Annotated in this window: 24 protein-coding genes; 11 read left to right on the top strand and 13 right to left on the bottom strand. The window is 64.7% G+C overall.

Going from position 1 to position 23,924, the window contains the following annotated elements:
- The first annotated feature begins 36 nt into the window (after positions 1-36).
- Both AWY79_RS14195 and AWY79_RS14190 read left to right on the top strand, forming a co-directional pair.
- Positions 37-558, top strand: coding sequence for a hypothetical protein (locus tag AWY79_RS14195; RefSeq protein WP_066805327.1), 522 nt, complete (start codon positions 37-39; stop codon positions 556-558).
- Positions 559-924: 366 nt separating this feature from the next.
- Positions 925-1,410, top strand: a complete 486-nt coding sequence (locus AWY79_RS14190) for a hypothetical protein (protein WP_066805325.1) — start codon at positions 925-927, stop codon at positions 1,408-1,410.
- Between the two features lie 59 nt (positions 1,411-1,469).
- Here the strand turns inward: AWY79_RS14190 and AWY79_RS14185 are convergent, their stop codons facing one another.
- From AWY79_RS14185 to gcvH, 6 genes are all read right to left on the bottom strand, one after another.
- Positions 1,470-1,856, bottom strand: a complete 387-nt coding sequence (locus tag AWY79_RS14185; RefSeq protein WP_066805323.1) for a rhodanese-like domain-containing protein — start codon at positions 1,854-1,856, stop codon at positions 1,470-1,472.
- Positions 1,857-2,016: 160 nt separating this feature from the next.
- Positions 2,017-2,460 (bottom strand): NanQ anomerase/TabA/YiaL family protein, encoded by a 444-nt coding sequence (locus AWY79_RS14180; protein ID WP_066805321.1) that lies wholly within the window; start codon positions 2,458-2,460, stop codon positions 2,017-2,019.
- Positions 2,457-3,821 (bottom strand): dihydrolipoyl dehydrogenase family protein, encoded by a 1,365-nt coding sequence (locus tag AWY79_RS14175; protein ID WP_066805319.1) that lies wholly within the window; start codon positions 3,819-3,821, stop codon positions 2,457-2,459. The genes AWY79_RS14180 and AWY79_RS14175 overlap by 4 nt, the downstream gene beginning before the upstream one ends.
- Complete coding sequence (gene gcvPB / locus AWY79_RS14170) at positions 3,811-5,253, bottom strand: aminomethyl-transferring glycine dehydrogenase subunit GcvPB (protein ID WP_066805318.1); 1,443 nt, start codon at positions 5,251-5,253, stop codon at positions 3,811-3,813. Before gcvPB ends, AWY79_RS14175 begins: the two co-directional genes overlap by 11 nt.
- Positions 5,250-6,584, bottom strand: a complete 1,335-nt coding sequence (gene gcvPA, locus AWY79_RS14165) for an aminomethyl-transferring glycine dehydrogenase subunit GcvPA (protein ID WP_066805315.1) — start codon at positions 6,582-6,584, stop codon at positions 5,250-5,252. Before gcvPA ends, gcvPB begins: the two co-directional genes overlap by 4 nt.
- A gap of 72 nt (positions 6,585-6,656) precedes the next feature.
- Positions 6,657-7,037, bottom strand: coding sequence for a glycine cleavage system protein GcvH (gene gcvH, locus AWY79_RS14160; protein ID WP_066805312.1), 381 nt, complete (start codon positions 7,035-7,037; stop codon positions 6,657-6,659).
- Between the two features lie 313 nt (positions 7,038-7,350).
- Between gcvH and AWY79_RS14155 the strand changes: the two genes are divergently transcribed.
- From AWY79_RS14155 to amrB, 9 genes are all read left to right on the top strand, one after another.
- Positions 7,351-8,040 (top strand): class I SAM-dependent methyltransferase, encoded by a 690-nt coding sequence (locus AWY79_RS14155; protein WP_066805308.1) that lies wholly within the window; start codon positions 7,351-7,353, stop codon positions 8,038-8,040.
- Between the two features lie 15 nt (positions 8,041-8,055).
- Complete coding sequence (nikR, locus tag AWY79_RS14150) at positions 8,056-8,475, top strand: nickel-responsive transcriptional regulator NikR (RefSeq protein ID WP_066805305.1); 420 nt, start codon at positions 8,056-8,058, stop codon at positions 8,473-8,475.
- Between the two features lie 167 nt (positions 8,476-8,642).
- Positions 8,643-9,416, top strand: coding sequence for a GTP cyclohydrolase FolE2 (gene folE2, locus AWY79_RS14145; RefSeq protein WP_066805297.1), 774 nt, complete (start codon positions 8,643-8,645; stop codon positions 9,414-9,416).
- Positions 9,417-9,442: 26 nt separating this feature from the next.
- On the top strand, positions 9,443-9,814 hold the full coding sequence (locus AWY79_RS14140) for a hypothetical protein (RefSeq protein ID WP_066805295.1): 372 nt from the start codon (positions 9,443-9,445) through the stop codon (positions 9,812-9,814).
- A gap of 76 nt (positions 9,815-9,890) precedes the next feature.
- Positions 9,891-10,217: a flagellar basal body rod protein FlgC gene (locus tag AWY79_RS14135; protein WP_066805293.1), complete on the top strand. Its 327-nt coding sequence runs from the start codon at positions 9,891-9,893 to the stop codon at positions 10,215-10,217.
- Between the two features lie 348 nt (positions 10,218-10,565).
- Complete coding sequence (locus tag AWY79_RS14130) at positions 10,566-11,960, top strand: NAD(P)/FAD-dependent oxidoreductase (protein ID WP_066805291.1); 1,395 nt, start codon at positions 10,566-10,568, stop codon at positions 11,958-11,960.
- Between the two features lie 462 nt (positions 11,961-12,422).
- Positions 12,423-13,439, top strand: coding sequence for a sigma-54 interaction domain-containing protein (locus AWY79_RS14125; protein ID WP_066805288.1), 1,017 nt, complete (start codon positions 12,423-12,425; stop codon positions 13,437-13,439).
- A 190-nt stretch (positions 13,440-13,629) separates the two neighbouring features.
- Entirely contained in the window at positions 13,630-16,842 is a 3,213-nt protein-coding gene (locus tag AWY79_RS19555; protein ID WP_261340413.1) for a tetratricopeptide repeat protein, read from the top strand.
- Between the two features lie 134 nt (positions 16,843-16,976).
- Positions 16,977-17,786, top strand: coding sequence for an AmmeMemoRadiSam system protein B (gene amrB, locus AWY79_RS14115; protein WP_066805282.1), 810 nt, complete (start codon positions 16,977-16,979; stop codon positions 17,784-17,786).
- Positions 17,787-17,978: 192 nt separating this feature from the next.
- Here amrB and uxx1 read toward each other — a convergent pair whose 3' ends face one another.
- The 7 genes from uxx1 to AWY79_RS14080 all read right to left on the bottom strand — a co-directional run bounded on the left by uxx1 (position 17,979) and on the right by AWY79_RS14080 (position 23,900).
- Positions 17,979-18,182: a UXX-star selenoprotein family 1 gene (gene uxx1 / locus AWY79_RS14110; protein WP_066805280.1), complete on the bottom strand. Its 204-nt coding sequence runs from the start codon at positions 18,180-18,182 to the stop codon at positions 17,979-17,981.
- Positions 18,183-18,382: 200 nt separating this feature from the next.
- Positions 18,383-20,620, bottom strand: coding sequence for a polyribonucleotide nucleotidyltransferase (gene pnp, locus AWY79_RS14105; RefSeq protein ID WP_066805278.1), 2,238 nt, complete (start codon positions 20,618-20,620; stop codon positions 18,383-18,385).
- Between the two features lie 251 nt (positions 20,621-20,871).
- On the bottom strand, positions 20,872-21,141 hold the full coding sequence (gene rpsO, locus AWY79_RS14100; RefSeq protein ID WP_066805267.1) for a 30S ribosomal protein S15: 270 nt from the start codon (positions 21,139-21,141) through the stop codon (positions 20,872-20,874).
- A gap of 62 nt (positions 21,142-21,203) precedes the next feature.
- Positions 21,204-22,145 (bottom strand): tRNA pseudouridine(55) synthase TruB, encoded by a 942-nt coding sequence (gene truB, locus AWY79_RS14095; protein WP_066805264.1) that lies wholly within the window; start codon positions 22,143-22,145, stop codon positions 21,204-21,206.
- Positions 22,146-23,114 carry a DHH family phosphoesterase gene (locus AWY79_RS14090; protein ID WP_066805261.1) on the bottom strand — a complete coding sequence of 323 codons (969 nt, stop codon included), beginning with the start codon at positions 23,112-23,114 and terminating at the stop codon, positions 22,146-22,148.
- A complete protein-coding gene (gene rbfA / locus AWY79_RS14085; RefSeq protein ID WP_066805258.1) occupies positions 23,089-23,430 on the bottom strand; it encodes a 30S ribosome-binding factor RbfA in 342 nt (113 codons plus the stop codon). The genes AWY79_RS14090 and rbfA overlap by 26 nt, the downstream gene beginning before the upstream one ends.
- A gap of 176 nt (positions 23,431-23,606) precedes the next feature.
- Positions 23,607-23,900 carry a DUF503 domain-containing protein gene (locus tag AWY79_RS14080; RefSeq protein ID WP_066807256.1) on the bottom strand — a complete coding sequence of 98 codons (294 nt, stop codon included), beginning with the start codon at positions 23,898-23,900 and terminating at the stop codon, positions 23,607-23,609.
- Positions 23,901-23,924 lie beyond the last annotated feature (24 nt).

The following is a 23,924-nucleotide window of genomic DNA, read 5'->3' as shown; positions in this document are numbered from 1 at the left end:
CTTGGTCCACGCAACCATTTCGAGGAAACCGCCCGCATGAACGACATCCGCATATCCGTGACCCTGTCCCTGGACGAGAAGTATCCCGAGGACGCCTACCTGGACTTCAACCTGTCCGTGGACGGCCAGTACCTCCACGAGGTCGGCGTGTACATCGACCCGGTGGACCTGATCGGGTCCGCGACCATGTCCGGCGAGTTCTTCATCTACACCTGCGACTGCGGCAACCCGGCCTGCCAGGGCATCGACGACGGGGTCATGGTCTCCCACACCCCGGACACGGTGGTCTGGCGGCTCAGGAATCCCATCTCCTGGCCCCCGGACGAGCCCATGCCCGAATGGGAGCACGACGCCGAGTTCATCTTCCCCAAGGACCTCTATCTCCAGCAGGTCTCCATCGCCCTGGACCACGCCAAGCGGATCGCCAAGGGATACCGCACCAAGGGTAAGCTGTGGGTCGGGCCGGACCTGTCCATGGAGGGTCTCATGGCCCTGGAAATGCCCCAGCAGGAGGGCGGTTTCATGGCCCTGGAGCCCGAGGGTCGCGCCCTGCACTGAGCTGCGTCCCCAGGACCGGGACATCGTATTTGCGTATTCGGTGAAATTGGTCTACGGTGATTTCACTTGCTCCGGCTGCTTTTCCGGCGGGTTCCCCGCCAGGAGGAGCAGATATGTCTGTTTACCATCCCAACCAGAGTCGCCCAAGCCGCGCCCGCCTGTTGCGTGCGCCGCCTCTTGCCGTGCGGTGAAAACCGCTTGGGGAGCGACGTTGTCCAGGGCTCGGGCTTTGACGCCCGCGGGAGGAGTGCCTGCTTTCGGGGCGGACCGCGCGTCCGCCGGAACTGTTACCGAAAACTGGGTGCGCCAATGTATGTACCGATCAAGATTTATCCAACGCGGCGGAGTTTGCGGGGTTGCTTCTTCATGGCGATCCTCTGCCTGGGCCTGGCCTTGGCCGGGTTCTATTTCATCAACAACGCCAACCTCAAGGTGGCCGTGTACTGCCTGAGCATGGCGGGGTTCGGCGTGACCATGATCAACGCCATCGCGGTCATGACGCGCCAGCCCCTGTTCAAGATCCTCGACGACCGGTTCTCGGTGTACACGCCGTTCGGCTACGCCATGATCCGATTCGGGGAGGTTCTCTCGTTCCGCAGGGTCCGTGGAGTGTTCCCCGGTCTGCGCATCGAGGTCAACAACGCGGCCCGACCCAGGTTCCCATCGGGGCTGGGCAGGCTGCTGCACACGGTGGTGGGGTTCAACTTCACCAACTCGGTGACCCTCTCCGGGCATCTCCTGGGGGCGGACATCGAGTCCGTGATGCTGATGCTGGAGAAGCGGCGGCTGGCGGCGGTGCGGCTGGAGTCCATCGGCGACTACAACCCCACGGCCCTGACCACCGCCGGATAGCGAAGAAAAGGCCGGGAATCCCGCACGAAGGGGTTCCCGGCCTTTGTCTTGGCCGGGGATCAGCAGGCGCAGCCGACGGGGGCCGGGCCGGTTCCCTTTTCCGTGGGATAGCCGTCCCGCTTCCACCAGTCCAGGCCGCCGATCAGCTCCTTCACGGTGAAGCCGAGGCGGGCCATGTTCAACGCCCCCTTGGTGGAGGCGTTGCAGCCGATGCCGTCGCAGTAGGTGACGTAGAGGGTGTCGCGGTCGAATCCCGCCGTACTCTCCCGGGTCATGGTCCGGTGGGGCAGGCTCACGGCCCCGGGGATGTGCTCGGCCTCGAAAGCCGTTGTTCCCCGCGCGTCGATGACCACGACCTTTTCGCCGTTCCCGCGCGCCTCGCTCAAATCCCAGGAATCGATCTCCCAGCGGAGCTTGTTTTCGTAGTGCGTCGTCTGTTCGCTCATGCGCCCTCCGTTGTTGGCGTTGTCTCGGTTGGCTCCACCATAATGCGGCCGGGCCCGGAGGCACAGCGGAAATGGGCGAGGGGGGATGACGGAAATACTGATGGCGCAAAAAAAGGGCGTCCCGCGAGGGACGCCCGTGTTGATTCTTCGCGGCTCGCGCCTAGATCCGTATCTTGACCACGATCTTGTGCATCTCGTTGTCCCCGATCATGGGCATGTGCGCGTCCTCCGGGAAATAGGCGGCGATCATGCCCGGCCCGACTTCGCTCCAGTGGGTGGGCGCGTCGGCGTAGAAGGCCACGTCGCTTCGCGGGTCCGGGGCCTCCATGGTCGGGCCGAGGTCGCGCCTCGGTTTCCAGCCGATGCGGTCTACGCCGCTGACGAGGTAGGCGAGATCGATGTAGTGGTCGTGCGTCTCGATGAGCGCGTCCTCGACCTTGCGGCCAGGCCCCTTGGCGATCATGGCGTAGAGGCCGTCTTCAAGGTCGTGGCGGCCCTCCGGGAGTTCGGCCAGGTCCGCCCTGCGCAGGAAGGCGAAGGCCGCGGGAAAGCGGGGGTTCAACCCGGCGTACAGGTCCGCGTTGTCGAGGATGTCGATGATCATTGCACTTTTTTCCTTTCCGCAGTGAGCGCCATGAGCAGGGCCTCGTCCAGGGAGGGGTGGGGGAAGATGGTCTTGTGCACGTCCTCCTCGGTCCAGCCCTGCTGGACGATGAGGGTCGCGGGGGTGACCAGCCTGGACACGTCGTGTCCAACGCCGGTGACGCCCACCACCCTGCCGCCGGACCAGACCACCTTGACGAACCCCTGGGTGGCCGCGTGGGCCTGGGCCATGGGGTTGGCCGCGAGCTGGGCCACGGAGACCTCCGTGGTGTCGTAGTCCTGCAGGAACGCCTCGTTCTCCATGGTGCCCACGCGCATGGCCTCGGGAGCGCCGTAGAGCACGCTCGGCACCGGACCGGCGGCGTAGGGCGCCTCGGTCCTGCCAGCCGCGTGCAGGGCCACGTAGTGGGCCTGGTGCGAAGCGGCGTGGGCCAGCTGGATGTGGCCGTTGGCGTCGCCGATGGCGTAGATGTCCGGCGCGGCCATCAGATAGTCGTCCACCTGGATCTGGTTGAAGAGCATCTCGATGCCCGCTTCCTCCAGGCCGATGCCCTGGGTGACCGGACCGCGTCCCACGGCGACCAGCGCTTTGTCCGCGGTCAGCTTGTCGCCGGACTGGAAGGTCAGCTCGGCCTTGCCGTCGCGGGTCAGCACGCCCGCCACGCGTTCCTCCAGCCGCACGTCCCATTTCCAGCGCTTGAAGACCGCGCCCAGCGCCTTGGAGACCTCCGGGTCCTCCAGCGGGGCCACGCGGTCCATGGCGTCCACCACGGCGACCTTGGCGCCGAACCGGTGGGCCACCTGGGCCATCTCCAGGCCGATGAAGCCCGCGCCGACCACGATCAGGGACTCGGGCATGGACTCCATGGACAGGAACATGTCGGAATCGAGCACGCAGTCGTTGTCGGGCTCAAGGCCCGGGAAGAAGATCGGCTTGGACCCGGTGGCGATGACCAGCTTCTTGTATTCCAGGGAGACCTCGCCCTCGGCGGTTTCAACCGTTACCAGGTGGTCGCCGCCGAGTTTGCCGAATCCTTCGACCAGCTCCACGCCGAGCTTCTTGAGCTGCATGGCCATGGCCTTGCGCGTCCCGGCCAGGTGCTTCTGCACCCTGGACTGGAGGGCCGCGAAGTCCACGGTCACCTCGCCGGAGGCGACCTTCATGCGCGACTGGTTGTGCAGCTCCTCGAGGACCGAGGTCGCGCCCAGCCAGAGCTTGGTCGGGATGCACCCCCGGTTCAGGCAGGTGCCGCCCAGGAAGTCCTTCTCCACCAGGGCCACGGACAGGCCGAGGCGGGCCGCCTCCACGGCGGCGTCAAAGCCGCCGGGACCGGCCCCGATGACCACCAGATCATAAGTCATCGGTCAGCTCCATGGCGCGGGCGGCCTTGGTCTCGTCCAGCCGGGTTACGGGCAGGGTGACCGGGGCCGAGGTCAGGACTTCGGGGTTGGTGTCCACCAGCCCGGCCAGCTCGATGAGGTCGTCGCAGAATTGGTCCAGGGTCTCCTTGTTCTCGGTCTCGGTGGGCTCGATCATGATCGCCTCGGGGACGATGAGCGGGAAGTAGACCGTGGGCGCGTGGTATCCCTTGTCGAGCAGCCCTTTGGCGAAGTCCAGGGCGTGCACGCCCTTTTTGGCCTGGGGAGCGGCCGAGGCCACGAACTCGTGCATGCAGATGCGATCATAGGGGACTTCGAAGTGGCCGGAGAGGCGGGCGCGCATGTAGTTGGCGGCCAGGACCGCGTTCTCGGTGGCGCGGGTCAGGCCCGGTCCGCCGAGGCGCAGGATGTAGGCGTAGGCCTTCAGGTACACGCCGAAGTTGCCGTAGAACGGGGCCACGTAGCCGATGGATTTCGGCTGGTCGTAGTCCAGGAAGTAGCGGCCGTCCTCGCGCTTGGCCACGCGGGAGATGGGCAGGAACGGGACGAGCTTCTCGGACACGCCCACCGGGCCGGAGCCGGGACCGCCGCCGCCGTGCGGGGTGGCGAAGGTCTTGTGCAGGTTGAGGTGCACGATGTCGAAGCCCACGTCGCCCACGCGCATCTTGCCCATGATGGCGTTCAGGTTCGCGCCGTCGTAGTAGAGCAGGGCGTCGACCTTGCGCAGCATCCTGACGATTTCCGGCAGGTTCTTCTCGAACAGCCCCAGGGTGTTGGGGCAGGTCATCATCATGCCCGCGACCTCGTCGTCCAGCACTTCGGCCAGGGCCGCCGGGTCCACGATGCCGTCCTTGGACTCCACCGAGACCACGTCGTAGCCCGCGATGGCGGCGGACGCCGGGTTGGTGCCGTGGGCGGAGTCGGGGACGATGACCTTGGTCTTCTTGTTGCCCCGGTCCTTGTGGTAGGCGGCCATGAGCATGACGCCGGTCAGCTCGCCGTGCGCCCCGGCCATGGGGTGCAGGGTGAAGGCGGCCATGCCGGTGATCTCGGAGAGCAGGTTCTCGGTGTCGTACATCACCTGGAGCGCGCCCTGGCACAGCCCGCCCGCGCCGCGCAGCTGGGGCAGGACCGGGTGCAGCCGGGTGAAGCCGGGCATGGCGGCGACCACTTCGGTGAACTTGGGGTTGTACTTCATGGTGCACGACCCAAGGGGATAGAAGTTGCCGTCCACGCCGTAGTTGCGCTGGGAGAGCCTGGTGAAGTGGCGGACCACGTCCAGCTCGGAGGCGGACGGCAGGCCGATGTCGCCGTCGCGCAGCAGTTCCTTGGGAATGTAGGCCTCTTCGGCCATGCCTTCGCAGGGCCAGCAGCCCTCGCGCCCGGCTACGGATTTCTCATAGATGGTCTTCATTTCAGCGCACCTCGCAGCATCTCGGCGAATATGCCGATCTGTTCTTCGCTGGTCTTTTCCGTGCAGGCCACCAGCAGGCCGTTTTCCAGTCCGTCGAAGTAGCGGCCCAGGGGGAAGCCGGGGACGAAGCCGCGCTCGGTCAGCTTGGCGATGACCTCGAAGGCGTTGACCGGCAGGGTCACGGCGAACTCGTTGCCGAATGCGCCCTTGGTCAGCATCTTCACGCCAGGGATGGCGGTCAGCTTCTCCGCGCAGATGTGGGCCCGCTCCACGGAAACGCGGGCGGCCCGCTTCATGCCCAGCTCGCCCAGGGCGCACATGTGGACCAGGGCGCGCAGGGCGCACAGGGACTGGTTGGAGCAGATGTTGGACGTGGCCTTCTGGCGGCGGATGTGCTGCTCGCGGGCCTGGAGGGTGAGCACGTAGCCGGTGCGGCCCTGGCTGTCGTTGGTCCGGCCCACGATGCGGCCGGGCATCTGCCGGACCATCCCCTTGGTGCAGGTCATGATCCCCAGGTACGGGCCGCCGAAGGAGAGCGGCAGGCCGAGGGACTGGCCTTCGGCCACGGCCACGTCCGCGCCCATGGCGCCGGGGGTCTTGAGCAGGGTCTGGAGCACCGGGTAGGCGGAGATCACGGACACGGCCTTGGCCGCCTTGGCCGCGGCGAACAGCTCGGTGAAGTCGTTGATGGATCCGAAGAAGTTCGGGTTCTGGACCAGCACCGCGGCGGTGGAGTCGTCGATGGCCTGCTTGAGGCCGTCGATGTCGGTCATGCCGTCCCTATGCGGCACGGTGACGAACTCCAGGTCCAGGTTGGAGGTGTAGGAGCCGAGCATCACCCGGTAGATGGGGTTCAGCGCCTCGGAGACCACGATCTTGCGCCGCTTGGTCTTGCGCACGGCCATCATCAGGGCCTCGTACAGGGCGGTGCCGCCGTCGTAGACCGAGGCGTTGGCGCACTCCATGCCGAGCAGTCGGGTCACGGCGGTCTGGTATTCGAAGATGGCCTGGAGGGTGCCCTGGGACGCTTCGGGCTGGTAGGGGGTGTAGGCGGTGTAGAACTCGCCGCGCATGGTCAGCGCGTCCACGGCGGCCGGGATGTAGTGGTCATAGAACCCCGCGCCCAGGAAGCTCACGCTGTTGGTGGCGTTCTTGGCGGCCATGGCCTCCAGCCGGGAGAGGACTTCCATCTCGCTGAGGCCTTCGGGGAGATCGAAACTTTTGGGGCGCATGTCCGCGCTGATCTCGGCGAAGAGATCCTCCACGGAGTCCACGCCGATGGTGGCGAGCATCTCGCGCACTTCGTCTTCGGTGTGCGGTACGAACGGCATAATGGAACCTGCTGGTTTGTTGAGGGAAATAAAAAGGGCCGAGACATGCGCCCCGGCCCCGGAAACTCGAATCTAGTGGGCTTCGGATTCGACGACCGCGGCGTAGCCTTCGGCGTCCAGCAACCCTTCGGGGTCGCCCTTGATCCGGAACTTGAGCAGCCAGCCGTCGCCGTAAGGCTCTTCGTTCACCTTCTCGGGGGCGTCCGCGAGCTCTTCGTTGACCTCGATCACCTCGCCGGAAACCGGGGAGTAGATCTCGCTGGCGGCCTTCACGGATTCGACGGAACCCATCTCGGCGCCGGCCTCGAAGGTGTCGCCGACTTCGGGCAGCTCCACGAAGGTCAGGTCGCCCAGCTGCTCCTGGGCGAAGTGGGTGATGCCGACGGTGGCGACGTCTCCTTCGACCAGGACCCATTCGTGGGTTTTCGCATACAAAAGATCATCGGGAATCATATCGTGCTCCTTGCTTGGAAAATCGACTTTGCAGTGCATGTGATCGCCCCTCTTTACCATGGGAATCATGCCTTGAAAACAGTAAAAATAATGACACTTTCAAGGTTTTCAGCCCGAAATTCCGATGGACTTGCGTTTTCGCCAAAAAGCTGACGAACGCCGTTCGGATGGACCTGAAATCACTTCCGAATCCTGACGCGCAAAGGCGAGGTCGTATTCGATATAGTCATACTTGATTTGAATGTGTGATGTAAAAAGTATTACGAAGTCTATTGACCATAACACGGCGGAGGGGGTAATCTGCCTGTTGCCTATGAACGAGAACGACGTCCGTCCACCATTGCGCGACCTGGCCGCGCCCGACCCCGGCTCCCGTGTGGAGGTGGAGGTCGAAGGGCGCGTCTGGCACCTGGATCGGGCCGCCGACATGGAGGCCCTGTGGGACGCCATGGACGGCGCGCTGGACGAAGACGAGCGGCTGCCGTACTGGGCCGAGGTCTGGCCCGCCAGCGTGCTCCTCGGGCGGCACATCCAGCGCAACGGTGACCTGCTTGCGGGGCGCAACTGCCTGGACGTGGGGTGCGGCCTGGGGCTGACCGGCATGATCGGGAGTTCGGTGGGCGCGCGGGTCGCGGCCTTCGACTACGAGTGGCCCGCTCTCCGGTTCGCCCGGCACAACGCCCGGCTGAACGGGGTTCCCCAACCGCTGTGGATGCTCATGGACTGGCGCAGTCCGGCGGTGCGGCAGGGGGCCTTCGACTTCATCTGGGCCGGAGACGTGCTCTATGAAAAACGATTTTTCGATCCTCTCATCCGGCTGTTCCGCCACGCGCTCGCCCCAAACGGGCGCATCTGGATCGGCGAGCCGGTGCGCACCGTGTCCCGGCCCGTCTGGGAGCAGCTGCGCGGCGAGGGGTTTTCGGCCGAGAAACTGACCGTGGAAAAGGTCGCCCTGTGCGGCCAGAACGCCACGGTAAACCTGTGGGAAGCGACCATTCCCTGACCCAGGAGGAAGACTATGGGCAAGACCATCCGATTCGGCGTGTCGCTGGATTCCGACCTGCTTGAGAAGTTCGACCAGCACTGCGAGGAGCGCAGCTACCAGACCCGCTCCGAGGCCATCCGCGACCTGATCCGCAACACCCTGGTGCAGCGCGAATGGGAGCAGGCCGAGGGCGACCTGGCCGGGACCCTGACCCTGGTCTACGACCACCACAAGTCCGGGCTGTCCCAGCGGCTGACCGAGATTCAGCACGACGCGCACCACGTGATCCAGTCCTCGCTGCACGTCCACCTGGACCACTACAATTGCCTGGAGGTCATCATCCTCAAGGGCGAGGCCGAAACCATCAAGGATTTGGGCCAGAAGCTCATCTCCACCAAGGGTGTCAAGCACGGCAACCTCGCCCTGACCACCACGGGCAAGGATTTGATTTAAGATGTCTCCGGCGGCCGGGGGAAGGGGAGGAAAAATCCTTTGAAAAGGGTTCTTTCCTCCCCTTCCCCCGGCCCCCCATCCCCTCCTTTTCCCAAACTTTTTGGGTCGCTTCGCGAAAGAGGTGGGGGAGTCTCATGTGGGGGGAGGCGAAGAGAAGGGTAAAGATTATGGAAGACGTACAGAAGAGTCAGGCGTCCATTGCGATGCCCATCGATCGCGTTGGGGTGAAGGGCCTCCGGTTGCCCATTGTGGTCCGGGACCGGGAGTCCGGGACGCAGCATACTGTGGCCGAGGTGTCGCTTTCCGTGGACCTGCCCGCCCAGTTCAAGGGCACGCACATGAGCCGGTTCATCGAGGCCCTGGAGCATTGGGAGCACGCGCTGGACTACAACTCGTTCCGCACCCTGCTTGACGACGTGGCCGAGCGGCTCCAGGCGCGCAACGCCCATGTCCGGTTCGAGTTCCCCTATTTTCTGCGCCGCAGGTCCCCGGTCTCCGGGGCCAACGGCATGATGGACTACGCCTGCCGGGTGGACGGCTACCTCAAGGACGGCAGACTAACCTTCACCCTGGGCGCGGACGTGCCGGTGATGACCGTCTGCCCCTGCTCCAAGGCGATCTCGGACGAGGGCGCGCATTCCCAGCGGGCCGAGGTCCGCATCCGTACCCGGTTCGACGGCTTCGTCTGGCTGGAGGACCTCATCGAGATCGCCGAGCGCGCCGGTTCCTGCCAGGTCTATTCCCTGCTCAAGCGCGAGGACGAGAAATACGTCACCGAGACGGCCTTCGCCAACCCGACCTTTGTCGAGGACGTGGTCCGCGAGACCGCCAAGGGACTCAGTGAACATCCCAAGATCAAATGGTTCAAGGTGGAGGTCGAGTCCTTCGAGTCCATCCACAACCATTCGGCGTTCGCGGTCATCGAGAGTCAGCCGGCCTGACCGGCATCATTATCAAGGAGCGAGTCATGAAACGTTTGGTTCCCCTGTTCCTGTTGCTGTCCCTGTTCACCTGCGCCGCCGTGGCCATGGCAGCGGAAACCGTCCCCTGCTACGTGCACATGGTGGTCATTCCCGACACCCTGCCCGACGGCTCCACCTCGGTGGACGTGATCGACGAGTTCGAGTCGGAGGTCATGAAACTGTCCGGCGGCTTCACCCAGCTCGGCCCGTCCCAGGGCAGCGACATCGTGAAGGGCGATGAGGTGTACCAGGACAACATGACCTACCTGATCGGCGCGGACAAGGACATCACCGCCGAGCTGCACGCCCTGACGGTCAAGTACTTCGGCGAGCCCGGGGCATTCATCATGGCCTGGCCCGGGACCATGACCCAGTAGCGGTTTGCGCCTGGGCGCGAAAGCGCGTATATTCAGAGTCGGCTGCTTCCCCAATCCCGAAAGGGAGTGATTCGTCATGTCCGACACCAACGTCTCGGCCCTGTCCGCCCTGTCCACCGTGCAGGAGGTCTCGGCCAACAACATCGCCAACGTGAACACCGACGGCTTCAAGGCGTCGTCGGTGGTGCTGGAGTCCGGCCCCGGCGACCAGGGGGTGGAGGTGGCCGCCATTCGCGAATCCTCCACGCCCGGCTCCATGATCGACGGGGTGGAGACCTCCAACACCGACATCGGCCGGGAGATGGTCGGCATGATCGCCACCGGGCGGGCCTTCGAAGCCAACACCACCTTCATCCGCGCTTCCGAAGAGATGACCGGCCACCTGCTGAACATGATCGTCTGATGGCCCATAAACGGGCGATTGCCGCGTTGCAGCCTTGCGCCTTGCACTCACCCGCTTCTGAACCGTCAGGCCCTGTGGCTGTCGCCTTGACAGGGCGACCTTCCGTGATCTACGGTCTATCATGGCCCGTCCGCGCGCGTTCCCTTTTTCGGGATGCACCGGCACGGGCCATACTTGCGTAACAACACCAAACCCCTGAGCTGGGGATTCGTTTCCGCTCTTCACCCAACCTCGCGCAGCGACAGAAAGAGTTTTGGGGGAGAGGGGATGGGGGTTCGGGGGAAGGGGAGAGGGACCTTTTGCAAAAGGTCCCTCTCCCCTTCCCCCGACCGCCGGAGGCATTCCACAATGACCAAGACCGTGAAGACCGATTACGACGTCATCATCGTGGGCGGCGGCCCGGCCGGGCTGTTCGCCGCGTACTACCTGGGCGAGCACACCGACCTGGACGTGCTGCTCATAGACAAGGGCCGCCGCTCGCTGAAGCGCAACTGTCCCATTTCTGGCGAGCAGGAGTGCATCAAGTGCCGTCCCTGCAACATCCTGTGCGGCGTGGGCGGGGCCGGGCTGTTCTCGGACGGCAAGCTGAACTTCATCCACAAGCTCGGCAAGACCGACCTGACCCAGTTTGTGGGCCCGTCCGAGGCCATCAAGCTCATCGACGAGACCGAAGCCATCTTCAACCGCTTCAACATGGACGGCAAGGTCTTCCCCACGGACATGGAGCAGGCAAAGCACATCCGCAAGGCCGCGCGCAAGCACGGCATCGACCTGCTGGTCATCAAGCAGAAGCACCTGGGCAGCGACAACCTGCCCGGCCACATCGCGGGCATGGCCGACTACATCCACGACAAGGGCGTGGCCATGCACACCTCCGAGAACGTCACCGACGTGGTGGTGGAAAAGGGCAAGGTCAAGGGCGTGGTCACCAACCGCCACGAATACACCGCCAGGTACGTCATCCTGGCGCCGGGCCGGGTGGGGGCCGAGTGGGTTTCCCAGGAGGTCCGCAAGCACGGCATCGGCGTGTCCCAGCGGGGCATCGAGGTCGGCGTGCGCGTCGAGGTCCACAATGAGATCATGCAGGACCTCTGCTCGGTCATCTATGACCCGACCTTCTTCGTGCGCACCAACAAGTACGACGACCAGACCCGCACCTTCTGCACCAACTACGGCGGCTACGTGGCCCTGGAGAACTACCAGGACTTCGTCTGCGTCAACGGCCACGCGCTGATGAACAAGAAGTCCGAGAACACCAACTTCGCCTTTCTGTCCAAGGTGGTCCTGACCGACCCGGTGGAGGACAACCAGGCCTACGGCGAGTCCATCGGACGGCTGGCCACCCTCATCGGCGGCGGCAAGCCCATCCTGCAGCGGTTCGGCGACCTGCGCCGGGGCCGCCGGTCCACCTGGGACCGCATCGGCAACGGCTACATCGAGCCGACCTTCAAGAACGTGGTCCCCGGGGACATCGCCATGGCCCTGCCCGAGCGCATCCTGACCAACCTCATGGACGGTCTGGAGCAGCTCAACAACGTGGTCCCCGGCGTGTCCAACGACGAGACCCTGCTCTACGCCCCGGAGATCAAGTTCTTCGCCACCCAGGTGGATACCCGCAAACACCTGGAGACCAGCGTGGACGGACTGTTCGTGGCCGGTGACGGCCCCGGCGTGGCCGGCAATATCGTCGGCGCTGCCGCCACCGCGCTCATCCCCGCCAAGGAGATCCGCCGACGCGGCTAGCGGATGGCGTACATGCCCAAACGAAAGGGGGTCCCGATTCGGGACCCCCTTTCGTTTGGGCTGCCTCCGGCGTTCAGCGGGAAAATTTTTGCCAACGTTGTCCCCTGGACTCCCTTCCAAGGTTGTTTGAAGCGCGCTTCGCTCGGGACCGTGCGAGGGCGGGATGTGCGCGTGTTCGGTCTTGGGAAAGGGGCGGGAAACGGTACGTCCCCTCTTGACCCTCGAACATCGCGCAGCGGCCCGAAGAGTTTTGGAAGGGAGCGGGGGATGGGGAGTTGGCGGAAGGGGAGGCACCCGCCCTCCTGTCCGCCAGGCCGTGATTTTTCCTAGAATTTGTTTATGCGGAACAGTTATATCCATTGACATGCTGTCAGGAAATTGACAGAGAAGATGTAGATTAAAGATATGGTTGCGGGACCCTGTGTCCGGCGGGCCGCATATCCTTGCGACTTTGGAGGGGAAATGGCGCTCAATCTGGACGGCATCATCGGGAACAGTCCCGCTCTGGCCGAAGTGTTCAAGGTACTGGCGAAGGTCGCGCCCACGGACAGCACGGTGCTGGTCACCGGCGAGTCCGGCACCGGCAAGGAGTTGCTGGTCCGGGCGCTGCACCGGAACAGCGCGCGCCGCGACCAGCCTTTCGTGCCCATCAACTGCGGCGCCATCCCCCGCGAGCTGCTCGAATCCGAGCTGTTCGGCCACGAGAAGGGCGCTTTCACCCATGCCATCCGCACCCGGCCCGGCCGGTTCGAGCTGGCCGACGGCGGGACCATTTTCCTCGACGAGATCGGGGAGATGGACCTCTCGCTGCAGGTCAAGATCCTGCGCGCCCTCCAGGAAAAGGAGATCGAGCGCGTGGGCGGGACCTGCATCAAGAAGGTGGACGTCCGCGTGGTGGCCGCCACCAACCGCGATCTGGAAGGCGAGGTGGCGGCGGGCCGGTTCCGCGAGGACCTGTACTACCGGCTGAACGTCATCCCCCTGAAGCTGCCCGCCCTGCGCAAGCGCGGCCAGGACATCCTGCTCCTGGCCGAATATTTCCTCGGCCGCCACTGCGGGAGCAAGGCGCGCAAGGGGTTGACCCTGTCCGAAGAGGCCAAGCGCATGCTCCTGACCTACTCCTGGCCCGGCAACGTCCGCGAGCTGGAGAACTTCATGGAGCGGCTGACCATCCTGTGCGAGGACAATGAAATCCAGGCCGCCGAGCTGCCGGAGAAGATTTTCGAGGACATCGGCGAGCGCCCCCTGAAGCCCATCGAGAAGGTGGAGCCGCTCCGCCCGGCGGGGTTCGCCTGGCCGTCGCTCAAGGACATGCGGGACAAGAACCTGAAGCTCAAGGATTTCATGGAGGCCATCGAGGGGCGCCTTCTGGCCGAGGCGTTGGAGGAGGCGGAAGGGGTCAAGAACAAGGCCGCCGAACTGGTCGGAATAAAGCGGACCACCCTCATCGAGAAGTTGAAAAAAAGGGATTTGCTGTAACCTGCGGAGTAGTGCAAGAGTTGCCCGATTGCAGGGTAGCACGACAATTGCATAACTGCTTGCCGTGACTGTGAAAAGTGTCAAAAGCATAGCTTGGCCCCTGGCGGCCGCCCTTGTCATGGGACTGGTCCTGGCCAATCCCGCTCAAGCCCTGCGGGTGAATATTTCGTCCCAGGGTGATTCTGATCGTATGGTTTTCGCTTTTGATTCCGATGCCTTGCCGCAGTCTTCGGTGGCCCGCGTGGGCAAGAACGAGCTGCGGGTCCTGCTGCCCATGGGCATCTGGGACCGGGAGGCCAAGCCTTCGTCCAAGGAGCTTCCGGGCAAGCTCGTCCAGTCCATCACCGCCACGGACAACGGGGTGGAAATCCTTACCCGCACCGACGCCTTCGGCTATATCCGCGTCCCCAGCCCCGGCAAGCCCGAATTCGTGCTTCAGTTGTTCCGCGATCCCATCGGCGCGCGGTGGGAGTCCGCTTCCACGCCCGCGCCCGCCGAACCCGCGCCCGCGCCCAGGCCCGAACCCCGGCCCGCCGCCAAGCCCCCGGCTCCGCAACGGGCGCCGGCCCCGCAGCCCGCGCCCGAACAGGCGACTCCCGAATCACAGCCTGCGGCCACGGCAGCGGATGTGGCCCAGACCCTGGACGCCGTACGTCCCGATCAGCCCCGCGCCGCCGTGCCCGAGGGCGACCTGCCCCCGGAGGGGGCGGGCGAGCGCAAACCGTTTTTCGCCGTGCCGTATTCGGTGCGCAACGAGGTCCAGGCCCCGGACGCCCCCCAGGCTGAACCGGCTCCGGGCCCCCAGGCCCCGGATGCCCCCCAGGCCCCGGACGCGCAGTCTCCGGACGCGCAGGCCCCCGATATGCTGGCGTCGGCCCCCGAAGCGCCCTCCGGTGCCGAGACCGGGGACTATCCGCCCGCGAGCGAGCTGCGCTTCAAGGCCGTGAACAAGACCGCCGAGGATGTGAAATTTGCGGAACTGGCGGGCGACGCCGGAACCGGCCCCATGCCGGTGGCCCAGGTCCCGGAACCGGCTGCGGAACCCATGGTGGTCCAGCCTGTGGAACCGGCACCCCAGCCCGTGACCCCGCCCCCGGCCGAGGCGTCGGGCCAGGGGCAGGCGGGCGGTGCTGTGGCCCCGCCTCCGGCAGAGGTTTCGGGCCAGGGACAGGCGGGTGGCGCGGTCGCGCCTCCTCCGGCTCCGGTGACGCCTGAACCTGCGCCCCAGCCCGTTGCCGAGACACCGGCCCCGGTCCAGGAGCCCGCTCCCGAACCCGTGGCCGAGCCCGCTCCCGAGCCCGAGGCCGAGCCCGCTCCAGCAACGGCTCAGCCCGATCAGACACCCCCGGAACAGGCGGCAGCCGAACAGGCCGCGCCCGGAACCGAGGGCGAAGCGCCCAAGCCGCCGTCCGCCGAGGAGGCGGCGCTGGCCCACGAGCAGGAAATCCGCGACAAGCTGGCCGAAGGGCGGTCCCTGATGTTCAACGGCGCGCTGGGCGAGGCGCTGCCCATCTTCGAGGACGTCCTCAAGCAGCCCAATGTGCCGGACGACGTGCGCGAGGAGACCCTGTACGCCGTGGCCGACATCAAGCGGCAGTTGAACGCGGGGGACCTGTCCGGCAAGTTCGACGAGGTGGCCCAGGCCTATATCGAGGCCATGAACAGCAACCTGCGCTCCAACCGCGTGCCGCGCGCGTTGCTCAACCTCGGACTGCTCAACCTGCAGGTCGGCAACTTCCCCGAAGCCCGCGCCTATTTCAAGATTCTCCAGGACAAGTACCCGGACGACGACAACATCCCGTCCATCAGCTACTACTGGGGCGAATATTGGTACCGCAAGGGCGACTACAAGAAGGCCGCCGACCAGTTCCAGTACCTCATCCAGACCTATCCCGAGCACCAGCTGGCCAAGCAGGCCGCCTACTATCTGGCCGACTCCCTGGACCGCACCGGCTTCCTGGAGCAGGCGTACCAGATCGTGGACTACATCGACAAACGCTGGCCCGACTACTACATGGAGAACAACGAGTTCCTGCGGCTGGCGGGCGGCGTTGAGATGAAGCTGGAGAAATGGGATCAGGCCAAGGATCACTATTTCACCTTCTACAACCTGAACCCCGAAGCCGACGGTGCGGACGTGGTCCTGGCCCGGCTGGGCGACATCTACCTGCGCCTGAATGAAAAGGACGCGGCCAAGCAGGTCTACGAGAAGGCCGTCAAGGAGTACCCGGACCTGGAGGGCGGGCTCATCTCCAAGATGCGGCTGGCCGAGGAGGGCATCCACGACGACCCGGTCATGTCGGAGATGGTGGACGTCTTCGACCGTCCCTACACCCTGAATCCGCGCAACATCTACACCGAGATCGTCACCAAGTATCCGGACAGCGAACTCGCGCCCATCGCCCAGCTCAAGCTGGCCATGTGGTACGCCTTCCACAAGCAGTACCCGGAGGCGCTGGCCGCCGCCCAGGACCTGATCGAAAAATATCCGGACAGCCCGCTGGTGGACAAGACCCGAACCCTCGGCGACTCCGTGTTCGTGCGCGCCGTTCCCGGCATGATCGACGAGGAACGCTACGGCCGCGTGGTCCGTTACTGGGAGACCTACGATTTCATCGGCAAGGATGGGACCAAGGTCGACGACGCGACCAAGCTCGCCATCGCCACCAGCTACTGGAAGATCGGCCAGCCGGACAAGGCCCTGGCCATGATCGAGCCGTATCTGGGCAAGGACCAGATACCCGGCGTCTCCGACCAGGCCCTGGGCATGGCCGTGAACATCTATCTCGACCAGCTGGAGTGGAAGAAGATTTCCGATCTCGTGGCCATGGCCTCCAAGAACTGGACGCTCAAGCCCGAACAGAAGCGGCAACTCGACTACGCCCGCGCCATGTCGCTCCAGAATCTCGGTGAATCGACGCGGGCAACGGCCATGTGGGCGGAGCTGGCAAAGGACACCTCCGTGGACCCGGCCTTCCGGGCATACGCCATGTACTACATGGCCAAGGACGCCATGCAGCGCCAGGACCTGCGCCGCGTCTTCGTCTATGCCCAGGAGGCCCTGGCCCTGCTGCTCCAGACCGACGGCGACCCGGAGAAGATCAAGGACTCCGTGCTCATGTCCATCTACGCCACCGAGCGGTCCGGGCGCTACGAAGAGGCCCTTAAGTGGGCCAAGGAGTACGACAAGTACATCTCCGTGGACAATCCCGAGTGGGCCTCCACCCGGTTCAAGCTCGCCCGCATCTACCGCAAGGCCGGGGCCATGGATGAATGGAAGCAGCTGCTCCAGGACATCATCGACAAGAAGCCGGAGTCTCTCCAGGCTCAGCTCGCCAAGGCCGCCCTGGAGACCCAGGCCCTCGAAGAGCAGGCCAAGCAATACTCCCCAACCCCGAACTAGGCGTGCCCCCGGCCCCCCGGACCCCCACCCCCTTTCACCCTCATAAACTTTTTATGCGCTTCGCGGTTTTGGGCGGGGCAAGTTCTGTGTTATTGAGAAAGCGACTGATTCAAATCATTTTCGCGAGGTGAAACATGGACAGGCAGCCGATCGTGGCGGGGCGGTTTTACGAGGGAAGGCCGGAGCAGCTCAACGCTTTGGTGGACGGGTTGCTCGGCCTGGCCGAGACCAGGCGGGACAAGCGGACCCTGCTGGCCATGGTGCCGCACGCGGGATACGTCTATTCCGGCGCGGTCTGCGGCAAGACGCTCGGAATGGCCGATCTCGCGCCCACGGTGCTGCTGCTCGGCCCCAACCACACCGGACGCGGCGAGCGGTTTGCCCTGTGGCCCGACGGCGTTTGGAACATCCCCGGCGGCTCCCTGGACGTCGACCAGCCCCTGGCCCAGGCCCTGCTCGCGGCGGACCCGGCCATCAGGCCCGACACCGCCGCGCATATGGGCGAGCACTCCCTTGAAGTCATCCTGCCGTTCCTGCACCGGATCAACCCGGCCACGACCATCGTTCCGGTGAGCGTCTCCTCGCCGTCCCTCGACACGCTGCGCCAGGTGGGCCAGGCCATGGGACGGGTTATCGCGGCCCACGACGCGCCCGTGTCCATCGTGGTCTCTTCGGACATGAGCCACTACATCTCCCACGAGGATGCCAAGAAGATGGATTCCCTGGCCCTGGACCCGGTGGTCACCCTGAACCCCGGTGCGCTCTATGAGACCGTGAGGGGACGCAACATCTCCATGTGCGGCGTGCTGCCCATGACCGTCGGCCTGTTCGCGGCCCAGGAGCTGGGCGCGACCCGTGGCGAACTCGTGGCCTACGCCACCTCCGGCCAGGTCTCCGGGGACTACGACCAGGTCGTGGGCTACGCGGGCGTCCTGGTGGACTAGTAAGATGCCTCCGGCGGCCGGGGGAAGGGAGGGAAAAACCCTTTGAAAAGGGTTCTTTCCCTCCCTTCCCCCGGACCCCCATCCCTCCCTTTTCCCAAACTTTTTGTGTCGCTGCGCGAAAAGACAAAGGCCATCGTCGGGCGATGGCCTTTTTATTGTGCGTGTCCGGCAGCCTGCCGGGGGTCAGACGTGTCAGGAGCCCCGGTTGTGGCCGACGGTTACCTCCCCGTCGCGGACGACGACCGGGATGCGGCGCACCCCGTCCGACAGGCGCAGCATCTCGTTCAGGTCCGCCGGAGAGAGCAGCACGTCCACGAACCGCGCCCCGGGATTGGCCTCCAGCGCCCGCCGCGTATGCGGACACCCCTGTTTTCCATAGATAATGATCTCGCTCATTCTCGTTCTCCTGACTTCTCAATCCTACCACCCCTCTCCCGGCACACGCAACCCGCGAAGCGGCGATATAAAGCTTTGGAGGGGGAGCCCAGAGGGGGGACCTTTCTCGAAAGGTTCCCCCTCTGGCCGCCGGAGGCAATAAAAAACCGCCCTGTCCGGCTGTGGCCGGGCAGGGCGGTTTGAATTGCTATTGGCTGGGCCTAGCGGCGTCCGCCACGGCCTCCGCGGTCGTTGCGGCGTCCGCCACGGTCGCCACGGTCGCCGCGATCGCCACGATCACCGCTGCGCGGGGCGGGGCGCTTGAAGTCGTCCAGGTTCACTTCCTGGCCGGCCTGCTCCATGAGCCATGCCTTGCGGGACAGGCGGATACGTCCGCCGGGCTCCAGGGCGATGCACTTGACCCACACTTCCTGGCCGAGCTGGACCACGTCTTCCACGCGCTCCACGCGATCGAAATCGATCTGGGAGATGTGGAGCATGCCTTCCTGGCCGGGCAGGATTTCGACCAGCGCGCCGACCTCGAGGATCTTGCGCACGATGCCCTTGTAGTTCTTGCCGGGCTCGGGCTTCTGGTCGTAGTAGAGCACCATTTCCTTGGCCTTTTCCATGGAGGCCAGGGTCGGGGCGAAGATGGAGATCTTGCCGGAATCCTCGATGTCGATGTCGGCTTCGGTCTCGGCGGTGATCGCCTTGATGTTCTTGCCGCCGGGTCCGATGACGGAGCGGATCTTCTCCGGGTCGATGTAGACCACGGCCATCTGCGGGGCCAGGTCGGACAGTTCCGGGCGCGGCTTTTCGAGCACCTCGGCCATGTGGTCGAGGATGTGGGTGCGCGCTTCCTTGGCCTGGTACAGGGCCTTCTTCAGGACTTCCTGCGGGATGCCCGCGATCTTGATGTCCATCTGGATGGCGGTGATGCCGTCGCGGGTGCCCGCGACCTTGAAGTCCATGTCGCCCAGGGCGTCTTCGTCACCGAGGATGTCGGTCAGGACGAAGTACTGGTCGTCTTCCTTGCACAGGCCCATGGCGATACCGGCAACCGGGTCGGAGATGGGTACGCCCGCGTCCATCAGGGACAGGGTCGCGCCGCACACGGAGGCCATGGAGGAGGAACCGTTGGACTCCATGATTTCGGAGACCACGCGGATGGTGAACGGGAAGGAGTCGGCGTCGGGCAGCACCGGGGAGATGGCGCGTTCGGCCAGGGCGCCGTGACCGACCTCGCGACGGGAGGTGCCGCGCAGCATGCGGGCTTCACCGACGCAGTAGGGCGGGAAGTTGTAGTGCAGCATGAACCGCTTGGTGGCGTCGCCCAGCAGGGAGTCGTAGCGCTGCTCATCGCGGGTGGAGCCCAGGGTGGCGACGGCCAGGGAGCTGGTCTCGCCGCGGCGGAACAGGACCGAGCCGTGGGTCTGCTGGAGCACGCCGACCTCGATGGACAGCGGGCGGACGGTCTTGGTGTCGCGACCGTCGATGCGCAGCCCTTCCTTGACGATGCGCTCGCGCACGATCTTCTTGGTCATGTCGCCGACGATGTCGCCCACGGCGGCCAGCTTCTCCGGGTTCTCCGGGAACTTCTCGGCCACGGCCTCCTTGGCCTTCTGCTTGGCGGCGTCCTTGGCGGCGTAGCGGACCATCTTCTCGGGGGTGGTCAGGGCCTTCTTGAGGTCCTCGGTGAGGATCTCGCCGAGGAACTCGGCCACTTCCTCGTCGCGCTCGGGAGCGGTGACCTCGATCTTGGGCACGCCGACCTTTTCGCGCAGCTCGTCCTGGATGTCGAAGAGCGGGCGGACCTGCTCGTGACCCCAGGCCAGGGCGTCGGCCACCAGGTCTTCGGAGACGAAGTTGCCGCCGCCTTCGACCATGACCATGGCCTCGCGGGTGGCCGCGAAGATCAGGTTCAGGGAGGAGCGCTCGGCGATGCCCTTGTAGGAGGGGTAGAGGACGAACTCGCCGTCAACGTAGCCCACGCGGGCGCCGACGATGGGGCCGAGGAACGGCATCTTGGAGATGTGGCAGGCGGCGGAAGCGCCGGTCAGGGCCAGGACGTCCGGGTTCACGCGCTTGTCGGCGGACAGGACGGTGGCGATGATCTGCACTTCGTCGGCAAAGCCCTTGGCGAACAGCGGGCGGATGGGGCGGTCGATGAGCCGGGAGACCAGGGTCTCGTGCTCGGAGGGACGGCCCTCGCGGCGGAAGTAGTTGCCGGGTACGCGGCCCGCGGCGTAGGCCATTTCCTGGTAGTTGCAGGTCAGCGGGAAAAAGCCCCGGTCGATTTCCAGGGGCTGGGTCACGGCGGTGACCAGGACGGTGGTGTTGCCGGAGGAAATGGTCACGGCGCCGGATGCCTGGCGCGCGTATTTCCCGGACTCGATGGTGATGTCCATTCCGCCGACCGTAGCGGTCAGACTGGTGGACTCGAAGGGAATCATTGTCATAAGGATTCTCCTGCCTTGGTTTAAGGCATTAATAGGTGAATCACTTTCTGCGAGTATCCCTGAGAAGGGTTAGCCGGCTTGGGGAGGGGCTCTTGGGCTTTAGGACCAACAGGTCCCAAAAGCGCCTTCCGCAGCCAACTAAACAAAGCGTGGGGATAGAAGCGGTGCCGCAAAGACGGCTCCGCCGCAGAAAGTGACGTAAACGGTGGGGGGAGGTTTGACCCTCCCCCGAACCTCAATTCTTCAAAGAACTACTTGCGCAGACCAAGGCGGCCGATCAGGTCGCGGTAGCGCTGGATGTCTTTGTTCTGCAGGTATTTGAGCAGCTTCCGGCGCTGGCCGACCAGTTTCAGCAGGCCAGTGCGGGAGTGGTGATCCTTGGCGTGGGCCTTGAAGTGCTCGCTCAGGTAAGTGATGCGGGCGGTGAGCAGGGCCACCTGGACCTCGGGAGAACCGGTGTCCCCTTCGCAGGTCTTGTACTCGTCGATGATCTTCTGCTTGTCTTCAGCAGTCATAACCACAGCGGTATCCTCCTAAGTTGGATGTTGCTTGTATGTTGTGCCGGACGATGCGCCAAGGCGGATCAGTCCTGGGTCCAGAGTCCCCGAAGGATCGCCCATTTGGGCTTGTCGTCCTGGAGTTTGGCCTCCACCAGCGCCAGGGGAGCCTCGTCCTGATCGAGCAGCAAGGCCCGGTCGCCGAGGGTTCCCGCAAGCATGGCCCCGGGCTGGTCCACGACCGGAAGCCAGGACCCGTTCATGACGAGCCCGGCCAGCGGCGCGGTCAGCCGGTAGCACGGCCAGTGGGGCAGGGTGTCCTTCAAGGGGATCACCCGTTCCGGAAATAATTCCGGATGTTCCAGGACGTCTTCGAGGTCGAGGGCCTGATCGAGCCCGAAAGGCTCGCTGGCCTCCCTGACCAGGCTGGTCAGCGCCGCCCCGCACCCCATTCGTGTCCCCAAGCTGTGGACCAGGGAACGTATGTAGGTACCGGCGGAACAACTGACCCTGAATGCCGCTTCCGGCATGTGCACGTCCAGCGCTTCCACATGAGAAATAACAATGGGCTTGGTCTTGACCGGTGTTTCCTTGCCCTCGCGGGCCAGGGCGTACAACGGCTTGCCCTCGTGTTTGGCAGCCGAATAGGCTGGAACTTCCTGCTCTGTCAACTCTTTCCAATATAAAATTTCGCGTTCGACCTCTTCCGGGGTGGCGTCAACCGGGCTTTCTTTCAGTACTTCACCTTGAATATCAAGGGTATCAGTGGTTATTCCGAGCCGAAACGTGCCGGAATAGGTCTTGGTCCCGCCGGACAGGTACGGCGCGAGCTTGGTGGCCTGGCCCAGGAGCACCAGGAGCACGCCCGTGGCCATGGGATCGAGGGTCCCGCCGTGGCCGATCTTGTACTGCTTGAGGCGGTGCTTGATGTCGTTCAGGCAGGCGGCCGAGGTCGGGCCGGCCGGTTTGTTCAGGATCAGCAGCCCGTCGAGCTGTTCGGGGCTGCGTTTGTTTCGTCTGCGTCCCATCTATTGGAGCTCCAGCTCTTCGGCGATGACGGCGATGAGCTTGTTTCTGGCCTCGCCGATGGGGCACTCGATGGAGCCGCCGGAGGCGTTCTTGTGTCCGCCGCCGCCGAACCGGGCGGCCACGCGCTGGACGTTGTCGTCGCCGTAGGAGCGCAGGCTGAACTTGCAGCGCCCCCCGCGCTCCTCGCGCAGGATGACGGCCACGCGCACGGTCTTGAGGCGGCGCAGGAAATTGATCAGGTTCTCGGTGTCGGCCGGAGTGGTCCCGGTGCGCCGGAACATCTCGTCGGTCACGATGGTCGAGGCCACGCGCCCGTCCAGAGCGGTCTCCATGGACCCCATGGCCTCGGTCCACAGCTTCAGGCGGTTCTCGGACCACTGCTTGTTGATGAGCATGTTCATGCGCTCGACGTTCAGCCCGCCGCGCAGCATGTCCGCCGTCAGCTCCAGGGATTCCGGGGTGGTGTTGCCGTAGGTGAAGAAGCCGGTGTCCGTGGACACGGCCAGGTACACGCATTCGGCCAGGGGACCGGTCAGGGGAATGTCCAGGGCCTGGGCCAGGGTGGCGACCATGTTGCCCACCGAGGGCTGGGTCGGGTCCACCCAGTTGACCGCGCCGAACTCGTCGTTGCCCAGGTGATGGTCGATGTTGATGAATTCGGTCTCGGCCTTGCGTGCGGCCAGGGCTTCGCCCATGCGCTCGTTGCTGCCGCAGTCCAGGACGAAGGTCCAGGCGGGCAGGGCGGCGGGCAGCTCCCGCTCGATGGGCGAGGGCTCGTCCACAAAGGCGTAGCGGGAGGGCAGGCCCGATGGATTGTACAGGGTGATCCGTTTGCCCAGCGCCTTGAGCACGTGGCCCAGGGCGCAGATGGAGCCGATGGCGTCCCCGTCCGGGCTGTAGTGCGAGGTCACCAGGAACTCGTCCTGGGCCAGGATGATTTCCCTAATCCGCCGGATGGGACTTTCCATAGACCACGTCCTCGAGAAATTCGTCAAACTGGAACCGCAGCTCCGGGGTGTATTGCAGCTTGAGGATGCGCCCCAGACGGGAGCGCAGGAAGCCGGTGGCCTTTTCCAACCCTGTCTGGACCGCCTTGCGGTGCTCGGCGTCGCCGGAGACGGTGTAGAATATCTCGGCGATGCGCAGGTTGGCGTTCATGCGCACGCCGGAGAGGGTGACGAGCTGCAGGCGCGGGTCGGCCGCCTCCTCCACGAGCAGGGTGCCGACTTCGCGCATGATCTGGTCGCCCATGCGAACGGCGCGTCTTGAACTGGATGCCTTCATTGCCTTGTCCTTTCTACTGTAGTGTCGCGGAACAACCTGCCGGTTGCTTCGCATAAAATCGCTGCGCCGAAAACGCGGTTATCCGTTTGCTCCGCCGTTTTCAGCGTCGCACCACCCTGTCGGGTGGCGTCGCGTCGCGTCCGTGTTTCCGTAATATGAATCTGAAGAACGTGACATTATTCCGTATCCGAAAAAATTTCCGTGTTGCAGCGGGTCAGCTCCGCCGGGGATATGGCCTCCACCATGGCCAGGGCCTTGGAGAGGGTGGATTCAACCCGACCGGTCTCGTTGGCCGTGGTGACCACGGCCAGGACCAGCTTCTCGTGCACGTCCAGTGCGTCCACCTCGGCCACGGAGACGTTGAACTTGTTCCGCAGCTTCTGTTTCAGGCTGAGGGAGACCTTGCGCTTGCCCTTGAGGGAGCGGTTTCCGTGCAGCCGGAATTCCAGATGGAGGACGCCGATGATCATGCCCATTTATCCAAAATAAATGCG

Source organism: Pseudodesulfovibrio indicus (genome assembly GCF_001563225.1).
In the GTDB taxonomy this organism is placed as follows: domain Bacteria; phylum Desulfobacterota; class Desulfovibrionia; order Desulfovibrionales; family Desulfovibrionaceae; genus Pseudodesulfovibrio; species Pseudodesulfovibrio indicus.
This window is presented reverse-complemented; position numbering and strand designations above follow the sequence as displayed.

Coding starts and splice junctions, on each gene's coding strand:
- AWY79_RS14125 (WP_066805288.1), top strand. CDS start 12,423: ATGGCGCTCAATCTGGACGGCATCATCGGGAACAGTCCCGCTCTGGCC.
- pnp (WP_066805278.1), bottom strand. CDS start 20,620: ATGACAATGATTCCCTTCGAGTCCACCAGTCTGACCGCTACGGTCGGC.
- uxx1 (WP_066805280.1), bottom strand. CDS start 18,182: ATGAGCGAGATCATTATCTATGGAAAACAGGGGTGTCCGCATACGCGG.
- AWY79_RS14190 (WP_066805325.1), top strand. CDS start 925: ATGGCGATCCTCTGCCTGGGCCTGGCCTTGGCCGGGTTCTATTTCATC.
- AWY79_RS14080 (WP_066807256.1), bottom strand. CDS start 23,900: ATGATCATCGGCGTCCTCCATCTGGAATTCCGGCTGCACGGAAACCGC.
- gcvPB (WP_066805318.1), bottom strand. CDS start 5,253: ATGAAGACCATCTATGAGAAATCCGTAGCCGGGCGCGAGGGCTGCTGG.
- AWY79_RS14135 (WP_066805293.1), top strand. CDS start 9,891: ATGTCCGACACCAACGTCTCGGCCCTGTCCGCCCTGTCCACCGTGCAG.
- gcvPA (WP_066805315.1), bottom strand. CDS start 6,584: ATGCCGTTCGTACCGCACACCGAAGACGAAGTGCGCGAGATGCTCGCC.
- truB (WP_066805264.1), bottom strand. CDS start 22,145: ATGGGACGCAGACGAAACAAACGCAGCCCCGAACAGCTCGACGGGCTG.
- AWY79_RS19555 (WP_261340413.1), top strand. CDS start 13,630: ATGGTTTTCGCTTTTGATTCCGATGCCTTGCCGCAGTCTTCGGTGGCC.
- AWY79_RS14140 (WP_066805295.1), top strand. CDS start 9,443: ATGAAACGTTTGGTTCCCCTGTTCCTGTTGCTGTCCCTGTTCACCTGC.
- AWY79_RS14175 (WP_066805319.1), bottom strand. CDS start 3,821: ATGACTTATGATCTGGTGGTCATCGGGGCCGGTCCCGGCGGCTTTGAC.
- nikR (WP_066805305.1), top strand. CDS start 8,056: ATGGGCAAGACCATCCGATTCGGCGTGTCGCTGGATTCCGACCTGCTT.
- AWY79_RS14180 (WP_066805321.1), bottom strand. CDS start 2,460: ATGATCATCGACATCCTCGACAACGCGGACCTGTACGCCGGGTTGAAC.
- AWY79_RS14185 (WP_066805323.1), bottom strand. CDS start 1,856: ATGAGCGAACAGACGACGCACTACGAAAACAAGCTCCGCTGGGAGATC.
- AWY79_RS14090 (WP_066805261.1), bottom strand. CDS start 23,114: ATGGAAAGTCCCATCCGGCGGATTAGGGAAATCATCCTGGCCCAGGAC.
- rbfA (WP_066805258.1), bottom strand. CDS start 23,430: ATGAAGGCATCCAGTTCAAGACGCGCCGTTCGCATGGGCGACCAGATC.
- gcvH (WP_066805312.1), bottom strand. CDS start 7,037: ATGATTCCCGATGATCTTTTGTATGCGAAAACCCACGAATGGGTCCTG.
- AWY79_RS14130 (WP_066805291.1), top strand. CDS start 10,566: ATGACCAAGACCGTGAAGACCGATTACGACGTCATCATCGTGGGCGGC.
- folE2 (WP_066805297.1), top strand. CDS start 8,643: ATGGAAGACGTACAGAAGAGTCAGGCGTCCATTGCGATGCCCATCGAT.
- amrB (WP_066805282.1), top strand. CDS start 16,977: ATGGACAGGCAGCCGATCGTGGCGGGGCGGTTTTACGAGGGAAGGCCG.
- AWY79_RS14195 (WP_066805327.1), top strand. CDS start 37: ATGAACGACATCCGCATATCCGTGACCCTGTCCCTGGACGAGAAGTAT.
- AWY79_RS14155 (WP_066805308.1), top strand. CDS start 7,351: ATGAACGAGAACGACGTCCGTCCACCATTGCGCGACCTGGCCGCGCCC.